The sequence below is a fragment of the Mesorhizobium sp. M4A.F.Ca.ET.050.02.1.1 genome (assembly GCF_003997725.1).
Taxonomy (GTDB): domain Bacteria; phylum Pseudomonadota; class Alphaproteobacteria; order Rhizobiales; family Rhizobiaceae; genus Mesorhizobium.
The window spans coordinates 1-9,439 of the sequence record NZ_RZSG01000176.1 but is presented as its reverse complement, the minus strand read 5'-3'; the positions used below and the strand labels follow the sequence as shown (position 1 = coordinate 9,439).

Below are 9,439 nucleotides of genomic sequence, written 5' to 3'. Positions count from 1 at the left end.
GTCGACGGGCAGGACGAAGCACAGCGTCTTGTTGATGGCGCCATGGCCGTCGCGGATCGGGGCGGCCATGCACCAGGTGAAGCGGTCGGCGAGCGCCGATGTCTCGCTGAAGCCCTGCTCGCGCGCCAGTTCGACATCGGCGAAGAATTCGCCGGGTGCGATGATGCGGCCGTCGGGAAGCTTGTAGTCGTCAGCCGGGATGAAAGCTCCAAGCTCTTCCCTGCTCATATGGCCGACCAGAAGCCGTCCCGATGCCGTCCACGGGATCGGCACCTCGACGCCGACATCGCTGGAAATGCGGAACGGGCCGGGCGAATCCCGGCAGTCGAGGACGACATATTTGTTGCCGCGCAGACCGCACATCTGAACGGTCTCGCCGGTCTCCGCGGCCATCCTGTCCAGCGTCTCGAGGATGCGACGGTAGTGCGCATTGTGATGCGAATAGGCCCAGCCGAACAGGTGCATCGCGCGGCCGAAATAGACATAGCCCTCGGTGCCGACATTCTCGAGCATCTCGGCTTCGAGCAGGCTGTTGACGATCTCGTAGGTGGTCGAGCGCGGCGCGCCAATCATCTTGGCGAGGTCGCCGACGCGCACCGGCGCACGATGCCTGAGCAGCGCCTCGAGCAGCATGATGACGCGGTCGATGCCGCGGCGGCGCTCGCCACCTTGCGGTGACGCACTGCCAGCCTCGATCAGATTGGTCGCGCTATCGCTCATTTCGGCCGTCCAAAATCATTTTAAGTCCTCGTCTCAAGACGCTTGAAAGATGTCAAGGCTCGGTCTAGCATCCCGACTGTCCGATATACAGGCACGATGTCTGAAATACCGGACAGATTAACGAGCCGGACAGAGAAGTCCAGACGAAAAAACGGGCGGTTCCGCAACGCGGCAACCGGCGGTTTTGTCGTCCCGACTCCGCACGCCCGGACACAACCACTGAAGGGGAACAGTCATGATGAAATCGCCGTTTTTCGCATCCGCCAGCGCCCTTTGCCTCGGTCTCGTCCTGGCCTTGGGCGTAGGCTCGCAGGCCAATGCCGCCGCTAAATGCATCAAGGGCGACCGCAAGGCGCCGTACACGATCGGCTGGGCCAACATCTATTCGGTGCCGACCTGGATGAAGCAGACGCAGGGCACCATCGAGGCCGAGGTCGAGGCGCTGAAGAAGCAGGGGCTGGTCGACAAGCTGGTCGTCACCGACGCCCAGGGCGACGCCAACGTGCAGATCCAGCAGATCCAGTCGATGATCGATTCCAATGTCGACGCCATCATCCTGATCGCCGGCTCATCGACCGCGCCGGCGCGCGTTATCGCCGATGCCTGCGCCAAGGGCATCGCTATTATCAACTTCGACAGCCTCGTCGACACCGACCAGGTGACCGCCAAGGTCAACACCGATTCCTCGCAGTGGGGCGACCAGGCCGCCAAGTTCCTGATCGACGCCATCGGCGGCAAGGGCAAGATCCTGATCCTCAACGGTCCGGCCGGCGTCTCGGTCAGCGACGATCGCCGCAAGGGCGCCGATGCCGAGCTCAAGGCCCACCCGGACGTGAAGATCCTGGCCGAGACCAACACACCCTACAATGTCGCGCCGGCGCAGGAAGCCGTCACCAGCCTGCTGTTCGCCAATCCCGAAATCGACGGCATCCTGTCGCTCGGCGGCGCGCTGTCGGCGGGCGCGGTGCTGGCACTCGACAAGCAGGGCCGCGACCAGGTGCCGATCACCGGCGAGAACGCTCGGCAGTTCCTCGAACTGTGGAAGGAAAAGGGCCTGAAGAGCTGGGCCACCATGCAGCCGAACTGGCTCGGCGCCTTCGCTACCTACACCGCCGTCCAGGCGCTCGAAGGCAAGGACGTGCCGGCCTTCGTCAAGATCCCGCTGCCGGTGATCGACAATTCCAACATTGACGAATACCTCGCCCGGGCCAAGGATTTCCCGGCTGACGGCTATATCTATTCGCCTTACGATGAGGAGCTGTTCAAGAAACTGCTGGCGCAGAAATAGGCCGGAAGGGTTGTAGCATTGACAACCATGGCTCCGCTCCTAGCCGCGCGGGGGGTGTCGAAGGCCTTCTTCGGCAATCCGGTCTTGCGCGACGTTTCCATCGCTCTCCAGCCGGGCCGCGTGCATGCGCTGCTCGGCGAGAATGGCGCCGGAAAGTCGACCCTGATCAACCTTCTGTCCGGGGCGCTGCGCCCGGATGGCGGGACGATCGACGTCGACGGGCGCGGGGTGGCGCGCATGACGCCGGCGCTGGCGCGGCAGGCCGGCATTGCCGTCGTGCAGCAGGAGCTCAGCCTGACCGCCAGCCTTTCGATCGCCGAGAATATCGGCCTCGGCGCCTATCCGAAGCGGTTCGGCCTGGTCGACTACAATGAGCTCGCCGCCCGGGCAAGGGCGGCGTGCGACCTCGTCGGGCTGCACGAGCCACTGTCGACGCCCGTCGGGCAACTGCCGCTCGGGCGCCGACAGATGGTGGAGATCGCCAAGGCGCTCTACCGCCGGCCACGCGTGCTAATCCTCGACGAACCGACCTCGTCGCTGTCGGCGACGGAGACGAAAATATTGACCGATCTGTTGGCGCGGCTGCGCCGGGAAGGCATCGCCATCCTCTACATCTCGCACCGGCTCAACGAAGTGATGACGCTCTGCCAGCATGTCACCGTCCTCAAGGACGGCACCTGCACGGCGGACCGCTCGCTGGACGGAACCGACGCCGCCGGGCTGGTGCGACTGATGGTCGGTCGCGACCCTGGCGATCTCTTTCCCAAGTGGCAGGCTTCCGCCTCGCCGGCCACCGCCATCTCGGTCCGCAACTTTGCGGCCGGCCTGATGCGCGACGTCGATCTCGACATCAGGACGGGCGAGGTGCTGGGCATTGGCGGCCTGGTCGGGCAGGGGCAGGAGGACCTGTTGCTCGGCCTCTACGGCGCCATCCCGGCGAGGACGAAGTCGGCGACCGTCAACGGTGCCCCGGGCCTGCCCGGTGGTGTGCCGAAGGCCAATGCGCTCGGCCTCGCCTACGTGCCGGCCGACCGCAAGCGCGAGGGACTGCACCTGATCCATCCGATCATCACCAACATGATGCTGCCTGCCTTCGCGCGGCTGCCGGCGCTGAAGCTGCGCAGCCGCCAGGCCGAGCGCAAGACGGCAAAGGGCCTTGCCGCGCAGCTCGCCATCAAGGGCGATCTCGAACGGCCGGCGCAGGCGCTGTCCGGTGGCAACCAGCAGAAGGTCGCGCTGGCAAAATGGATGTCGCATGATCCGCTGGTGCTGCTGCTCAACGACCCGACACGCGGCGTTGATGTCGAGACCAAGCGCGAGATCTATCTGATGCTGCGCGCCTTCGCCGCCGCTGGCAAGGCCGTCGTGCTGCTCAGTTCCGACACGCCGGAACTGGTGCATCTGTGCGACCGTGTGGCGGTGGTGCGGGAAGGTCGCATCGCGGCCACGCTCGAACGCGCGGCGCTGAGCGAGGAAGCCATCGTGTCGGCGGCGATGGGCGCCGAGAGACAGAAGGTCGCGGCATGAGTACTTCTTCCCCGGCGAAAACCGCCGGCGCCCTCTATTGGCCGGTGCAAGCGCGCCGCAATATCGGCGTGCGCAGCCTGTTCGTCGTCGTGCTCGCATTCCTCATTGCTTATGGCGTGCTGTTTCCTGGCCTGTTCACGGCCTCCGGCTTCGCCAAGTTCACCCAGAGCTGGTTTCCGCTGGCGCTGGTGGCGATGGCGCAGGCGATCCTCATGCTTACGGGCGGCATCAGCCTGGCGATCGGCGCCACCGTCAGTCTCGGGGCGGTCATCGCCGCGACCACCATGGCCGGGCCACTCGGCGTCGCCGGCGGCGCCGCCGCGGTGGCGCTGACCGGGCTCGGCATCGGAGCCGTTACCGGCTTGATCGTAGTGCGGCTTCGCTTGCCGGCGATCGTGGTCACGCTCGCCGGTTCCTTCATCATTGGTGGCGCCGCACTGCTGATCCTGCCAAGGCCGGGTGGCTCCATTCCGGAATGGTTGTCCGACCTGCTGGCCGGCGACACGCCAGCGGCCTTCGCGCTTCTGTTGGCAATCGTTCTCCTTTGGAAGCTCTATCTGGCGACGCCGCTGGGACTGAGCCTCTACGCCGCCGGCGAGAATCCGGTCGGCGCCTTTCGGTCCGGCGTGCCGGTCGATATGGCGCGCGTCGCCGCCTATGCGATCAGCGGCCTGCTCTCGACCAGCGCCGGCCTGTTCGTCGCGGCGCAGACGGGCTCGGGCGATCCGGTGATCGGCAACGCCTTCACGCTCAACTCCATCGCCGCCGCGGTGCTCGGCGGTATCGGCTTCCTCGGCGGCCAGGGCACGATGCGCGGTGCGCTCGCCGGCAGCCTGCTGCTCAGCCTGATGATCAGCGTCATGTTCTTCCTCGGCTTCACGCCGGTGGCGCAGTATGTCGCGCAGGGGCTGATCATCATCGGCGCCGTCGCCATCCCGCAATTCCGTAAGGTGCAGCCATGACAGCCTGGAACGAAAGCGCGGGCGGCAAGCGCGCCAAGGCGATCCTGAAGAGCCGGCCCTTCCTCACCGTGGCCATTGTCGCGGCAGTCTGGATCGGGGCGAGCTTCGCGTCGCGCGGCTTCGGCGCTTATGGCCATCTGCGCTATCTGGTCGAACTCGGCGCCGTGATCGGCCTGGTCGCGGCGGGCCAGACCTTCGTCGTGATCGCCGGCGGCATCGATCTTTCGGTTGCGGCGATCGTCACCGTCAGCGCCATCAGCCTGCCGCTCTTGTCATGGCAGGCCGACCCGACCGGCCTTGCGCCGGTGCTCGCGGTGCTTGCGCTGACCACGGTGATCGGGCTGGTCAACGGGCTCGGCGTGGCGCTGCTGCGCGTTCATCCCATGATCATGACGCTGGCCATGGCGACCTTCCTGCAAGGGCTTCTGATCATCATTGCTGGCGGCAGTGCCGTCACCGCCGAGAACCCGCTGGTGCATTGGCTCGGCAATGCGCGGCCGGCAGGGATTCCGGCGGGCATTCTGCTCTGGGTGGCCGTTTCCGCGATTGTGCTGACGGTCATGCACGCCACGCCGTTCGGCGCGCGCATCTTCGCCATGGGCGCCAATCCGCTTGCCGCGGCCCTGTCCGGCGTGCCGGTGACGTCGACGACACTCGCCGTCTATGGCATCAGCGGCTTCACGGCGGGGCTGGCGGGCGTGCTCGTGCTCGGCATGAACGGACAGGGCTATGTCGGGATCGGCGATCCCTACCTGCTTGCATCGATCGCCGCGGTGGTGCTCGGCGGCACGTCCATTCTCGGCGGGCTCGGCACCTATGCCGGCACCATTCCCGGCGCGATCCTCTTGGTGACCATCACCGCGCTGATCACCGTGGTCAACGCATCTCCGGGTTGGCGCAGCATCCTGTTCGGCTCGCTGATCCTCGGCCTGCTGCTTCTCTCAGGCCGGGAGCAGGCTCGTCGATGACACGTCGTCCAGCCGGTAGATGCGCTTGGCGTTGCCGAAGAACAGCGCCGCCTGCTCGTCCGCGGAAAGGCCGGAAGCAATGGCCTTGAAGCTGTCATACACTTCGTCGAACGAGGCATGCAGGCCGGCGACCGGGAAGTCGGAGCCGAACATGGCGCGCTTCGTTCCAAAACAGTCGATGCAGTGCAGCACCACCGGCCGCAGGCTGTCGAGCGTCCAGTCATGATCGTAGGCGACGAGGTCCGAGATCTTGACGGCAACGTTGTCGTGCTGCGCCAGAAGCCGCAGTCCGTCGCGCCATTTCCGCATGCCATCAACGTCGCGGTCGATCGGGCTGCCGCAATGGTTGAGGACGAATTGCTGATCTGGAAAGGCCGCGGCGAGGCGAGCGGCATCAGCCAGTTGGCGCGGGAACACCATCAGGTCAAAGGAGAGCCCGTGGCGCGCGAGCAGCTTCAGTCCGGAGCGCCAGGCCGGATCGTCCATGATGCCGTCGCGGGCGGCGAAGCGACGCGCCGGATCGGGGTCCCAGCTCAGAATATCGCGCACGCCGACGACGCGATGGAAGGCAGCCTGCGCTTCGATAATCGCCGGGGCCTGCCGCCTGGCCAGCGGCACGTGCACGACATAGCGTGTCGGGATTCCCTGCGACTTGTCCAGCGTCTCCAGCCAGCGGGTCTCGCCGACGCAGTCGTCGGCAGCCCAGCCGGCTTCGACATGGACGGTGGCGACGACAGCGTGCCGGGCGACATCGCGCAGATAATCCTGGGGCAGATAGTTGCGGCGCAGCGGGCCAAGCTCGCCCAGGCCGCCGCGTTCGCCGGCCGTGGGCGTCAGCCAGGGATTGCGGCCGAGACCCAGGTCCCAGAGATGATGATGGGCATCGATGATCGGTCCACCGTAGGGAATGGGCATGCGTTTCTCTCAAGCGATGACCGGCACCGGCAATCTCTCTGGAACGGCCCAAGGGGTAGCATCGGATGAGTGAAAACACACCGGCTCCGCCGCTCGTCGTGCATGAAAATTTTCTGCTCGACGATCGCATCCGCGGCGTGCCGCCAGGCACCTCCGGGCTGGACAGCAGACAGGTCGGGCAACAAGGCTGGCATCCGGCAGACGGCCGCATGTCGCTGCCTTTGCTGACGCTCGACGAGGCCGCCTTCACCTCAAATCGCGACCTCTTCCTGCGTTATATCCGCGAGCAGGGCGCCGAGATCGCGCCGCACGCCAAGACGCCGATGGCGCCGGACCTTGCCCGATCGCTGGTCGAGGCCGGCGCATGGGGCACGACGGTCGCCGACATCAGGCAGGCCACCGTGATGCTGAAAACCGGGCTGACGCGGCTGATCATCGCCAACGAGGTCGGCGGCGCGGGCGGCGCCGGCCGCCTCGCGGCACTCGCCGGCGCCTGGCCGGATGCCGAGCTTAGCATCTTTGCCGACTCTGTCCCCGCCGTGGGCGCGCTGGCGCAAGCCTGGCGCGCCAATTCTGCCTTGCAGCCATTGCCCGTTCTGGTCGAGCTCGGCACGGCCAGGGCAGGCGCGCGAAGCACGGCTGAGGCGGAAGCGATCGCCGATGCAATCGCGGCGACCGGTGGACGGCTGCTGATCGCCGGCGTCGCGACCTATGAAGGTGCGGCAGCCCAGTCCGATCCGGTGCGTGCCGACGAGGTGGTGTCGGCGCTGCTGGCAAACGTCGGCGACATGTTCCTCAGGCTCCGCGCCCGCGTCGGCGGCGAGGCGCCATTGATCGCGACGGCCGGCGGTTCGGTCTTTTTCGACAAGGTGGTCGCGGCGCTTTCGCACATTGTCGCGAAGGACAGCAATGCGAGGCTGGTGCTGCGCAGCGGCGCCATCTTCTTCCACGATCATGGCGTCTACGATCGATCGCTGGGGGCGGTCGATGCCCGCAACGGTTTTACCGTCAATGGCGCGAGTGTTTCGGCGCGGCGCTTGTTCCGCCCGGCGCTGCGCATCTGGGCCGAGGTGCTGTCGCGGCCAGAACCAAGCCTCGCCATCTGCGGCATGGGGATGCGCGACGTCTCGTTCGACCAAGGCTTCCCGAAGCCGTTGATGGTCCATCGCGCCGGCCATGCGCTTGCGGTGCCACCGAAAGCCGAGGTCATAAAACTCAACGACCAGCATGCCTTCCTGTCGCTTCAGCCGGGCGACGACATCGCCGTCGGCGACGTCGTCGAGTTCGGCATCTCGCACCCTTGCACGTGCCTCGACCGCTACCGCGTCATCTTCGGCGTCGATGGAAACGGGCATGTGGCGCACGCCTTCCCCACCTATTTCGGCTGACCAGAGCCCTATGAGAGAACCTCGAAAGGATCCGTCATGATCAAGTACTTCCAGTCCGGGTCCCGCATGTCGCAGGCCGTCGTCTATGGCGGCATGGTGCACATCGCGGGGCAGGTCGCCAACGACCGCAAGGCCGGCATCGAGGCGCAGACGAGCGACGTGCTGGCCAAGATCGAGTCGCTGCTCATCGAGGCCGGCAGCAGCAAGTCGAAGCTGGTGGCGGTCAACATCTTCCTGCCGCAGATCGGCGACTTCGATGCCATGAACAAGATCTACGATGCCTGGGTGGATCCGTCACGGCTGCCTGCCCGTGCGTGCGTCGAGGCGCGCCTGGCCGATCCGGACTTGCGCATCGAGGTCACGGCGGTGGCGGCCGTCTGAGAGGGAACCATGCACACCGGCCTCGTCCACGCGCTCGATTTCGACCGCGACGGCAAAACATCAGGTCATTTGAGCATCCCGTTCTCGATCGACCGCTCGCCCTATTTCCAGGTCAAGGTGCCGATCTGCCTGATCCGCAACGGCGAGGGCCCGTCGCTGCTTCTGATGGCAGGCAATCACGGCGACGAATATGAGGGCGAGCTGTCGCTGGCCAAGCTTGTGCGCAGGCTCGATCCCAAGCGGATCAGGGGTCGGGTCACCATCCTGCCGATGGCGAACGTGCCGGCTGTGATGGCGGCCAAGCGCTGCTCGCCGCTCGACGGCGGCAACCTCAACCGCGCCTTTCCGGGCGACCCCTCGGGCACGCCGACCGGCCGGCTCGCGCATTTCCTCGAGACCGAGCTGTTTGCCCGGCACGACGTCGTCTTCGACATCCATTCCGGCGGCACGTCGATGGAGCATCTGCCGACGGCGTTGGTCGAACGCAATGCCGACCCGGAGCGTCACCGGCGCGGTGTCGAATTGATGCGCACGCTCGGCATGCCCTATGGCTTCATCGCCGACAACGGCCCGGCGTCGCCGACCTCGATGGGTGCCGCGCGCCGTGCCGGCGCGATCGGCGTCAGCGGCGAGTTCGGCGGTGGCGGCACGGCAACGGTGGATTCCATGGCGCTCACCGCCCGTGCGCTCGACAGGCTGATGATGGCGCTGGGCTTGGTCGAGGCGCCCGTTCTGGCGCCGGAGGCCGAGCCTGCCGCTCCAACGCGGCTGCTTTCGCTGTCGCGGCACAGCCAGGGCATCTATGCCACGCGGCGCGGCTGGTTCGAGCCAGCGGTCAGGCTCGGCGACAGCGTCAGCGCCGGACAGCTTGCCGGCTGGTACCACGACCTTGAACGGCTCGACTTCGCCGAGGAAGCCCTGCATTTCGCCGAAAGCGGCATCGTGCTGTCGCGCCGGCTGCACACGATGTGCGAGGCAGGCGATTGCTTGATGCAAGTCGCGGAGCCGGTGGACAGCTGAGAGCAAACGCCGGGCGATGCAAGGAAGCCGAGGATGACCATGCAGCTATCAATATGGACCTATCCCTGGGACATCCAGGACATCGGACTGGAGACGGTCGAGCGTGATCTCGTCGAGCGTGCCGGGCTCAATATGGTCAGCCTCGCCACGTCCTACCATGCCGGGCGATTCCTGCAGCCGCGTAGCCCGCGGCGCAAGGCCTATTTCCCGGAGGACGGCACCATCTACTTCCAGCCGACGGCAGCGCGCTGCCGTCGGCTGGAAGTAGAT

The 9,439-nt window shown here is 66.3% G+C and carries 9 protein-coding genes and 1 pseudogene; 8 read left to right on the top strand and 2 right to left on the bottom strand.

Going from position 1 to position 9,439, the window contains the following annotated elements; all coding sequences use genetic code 11:
• Positions 1 to 720, bottom strand: a 720-nt coding sequence (locus EOA33_RS14290; RefSeq protein ID WP_145989139.1) for an IclR family transcriptional regulator, incomplete at its 3' end; no start/stop codon positions are given.
• Between the two features lie 235 nt (positions 721 to 955).
• On the opposite strand from EOA33_RS14290, the gene EOA33_RS14285 reads away from it, so the two are divergent.
• From EOA33_RS14285 to EOA33_RS14270, 4 genes are read left to right on the top strand one after another with little or no spacing between them, the layout of a single operon-like run.
• Entirely contained in the window at positions 956 to 2,008 is a 1,053-nt protein-coding gene (locus EOA33_RS14285; RefSeq protein ID WP_126058954.1) for an ABC transporter substrate-binding protein, read from the top strand.
• Between the two features lie 27 nt (positions 2,009 to 2,035).
• On the top strand, positions 2,036 to 3,535 hold the full coding sequence (locus EOA33_RS14280; RefSeq protein ID WP_189375363.1) for a sugar ABC transporter ATP-binding protein: 1,500 nt from the start codon (positions 2,036 to 2,038) through the stop codon (positions 3,533 to 3,535).
• Positions 3,532 to 4,497, top strand: coding sequence for an ABC transporter permease (locus EOA33_RS14275; protein ID WP_127405900.1), 966 nt, complete (start codon positions 3,532 to 3,534; stop codon positions 4,495 to 4,497). Before EOA33_RS14280 ends, EOA33_RS14275 begins: the two co-directional genes overlap by 4 nt.
• Positions 4,494 to 5,465: an ABC transporter permease gene (locus EOA33_RS14270; protein WP_126058957.1), complete on the top strand. Its 972-nt coding sequence runs from the start codon at positions 4,494 to 4,496 to the stop codon at positions 5,463 to 5,465. Before EOA33_RS14275 ends, EOA33_RS14270 begins: the two co-directional genes overlap by 4 nt.
• Here the strand turns inward: EOA33_RS14270 and EOA33_RS14265 are convergent.
• Positions 5,439 to 6,380, bottom strand: coding sequence for an amidohydrolase family protein (locus EOA33_RS14265; RefSeq protein WP_127405899.1), 942 nt, complete (start codon positions 6,378 to 6,380; stop codon positions 5,439 to 5,441). The two genes, EOA33_RS14270 and EOA33_RS14265, sit on opposite strands and share 27 nt — an antisense overlap.
• A 65-nt stretch (positions 6,381 to 6,445) precedes the next feature.
• On the opposite strand from EOA33_RS14265, the gene EOA33_RS14260 reads away from it, so the two are divergent.
• The 4 genes and pseudogenes from EOA33_RS14260 to EOA33_RS14245 form a co-directional block, all read left to right on the top strand.
• Positions 6,446 to 7,768, top strand: a complete 1,323-nt coding sequence (locus EOA33_RS14260; protein WP_127405898.1) for an alanine racemase — start codon at positions 6,446 to 6,448, stop codon at positions 7,766 to 7,768.
• Between the two features lie 36 nt (positions 7,769 to 7,804).
• A complete protein-coding gene (locus tag EOA33_RS14255) occupies positions 7,805 to 8,149 on the top strand; it encodes a RidA family protein (RefSeq protein ID WP_126058960.1) in 345 nt (114 codons plus the stop codon).
• A 9-nt stretch (positions 8,150 to 8,158) separates the two neighbouring features.
• Complete coding sequence (locus EOA33_RS14250) at positions 8,159 to 9,169, top strand: succinylglutamate desuccinylase/aspartoacylase family protein (protein WP_127405897.1); 1,011 nt, start codon at positions 8,159 to 8,161, stop codon at positions 9,167 to 9,169.
• Positions 9,170 to 9,208: 39 nt separating this feature from the next.
• Positions 9,209 to 9,439 (top strand): annotated as a pseudogene (locus EOA33_RS14245) (hypothetical protein); the annotation flags it as partial.

Excerpts from the sequence above, each read along its gene's own strand:
- EOA33_RS14275 (WP_127405900.1), top strand. The coding sequence starts at position 3,532 with ATGAGTACTTCTTCCCCGGCGAAAACCGCCGGCGCCCTCTATTGGCCG.
- EOA33_RS14280 (WP_189375363.1), top strand. The coding sequence starts at position 2,036 with ATGGCTCCGCTCCTAGCCGCGCGGGGGGTGTCGAAGGCCTTCTTCGGC.
- EOA33_RS14250 (WP_127405897.1), top strand. The coding sequence starts at position 8,159 with ATGCACACCGGCCTCGTCCACGCGCTCGATTTCGACCGCGACGGCAAA.
- EOA33_RS14260 (WP_127405898.1), top strand. The coding sequence starts at position 6,446 with ATGAGTGAAAACACACCGGCTCCGCCGCTCGTCGTGCATGAAAATTTT.
- EOA33_RS14255 (WP_126058960.1), top strand. The coding sequence starts at position 7,805 with ATGATCAAGTACTTCCAGTCCGGGTCCCGCATGTCGCAGGCCGTCGTC.
- EOA33_RS14270 (WP_126058957.1), top strand. The coding sequence starts at position 4,494 with ATGACAGCCTGGAACGAAAGCGCGGGCGGCAAGCGCGCCAAGGCGATC.
- EOA33_RS14285 (WP_126058954.1), top strand. The coding sequence starts at position 956 with ATGATGAAATCGCCGTTTTTCGCATCCGCCAGCGCCCTTTGCCTCGGT.
- EOA33_RS14265 (WP_127405899.1), bottom strand. The coding sequence starts at position 6,380 with ATGCCCATTCCCTACGGTGGACCGATCATCGATGCCCATCATCATCTC.